A 242-nucleotide genomic window follows, 5' to 3' on the forward strand; every position below is an offset into this window, starting at 1 on the left:
CCGGCTGCGGAGCGGAACCGGCGGTGCAAGGAACGGATGCGCGACTTGGGGTGTCCTGAGGGGTACCGGGCGTGGCAGGCGGATGATTGGGCGCAGCCACGCGGCCACGGCCCACAAGGATTCTTCGCCTCGCGCCAGCACCAGTGCTGTCCCGAGCGTGGCCAGAACGTGGGCAGCCAGCATGAGGAGTCCGCCGTCGTCGACGTTGTGAGTCGGCATGATGGTGTGCAGGGCCTGGATGG

At 68.6% G+C, this 242-nt stretch carries 1 protein-coding gene; it reads right to left on the reverse strand.

The features are described from left to right. Positions 1–242: hypothetical protein (locus tag SB679_RS25990; protein ID WP_410705275.1), on the reverse strand; the 242-nt coding region annotated here is incomplete at both ends.

This window comes from Chryseobacterium sp. SIMBA_029 (genome assembly GCF_046535275.1).
Lineage (GTDB): Bacteria > Bacteroidota > Bacteroidia > Flavobacteriales > Weeksellaceae > Chryseobacterium.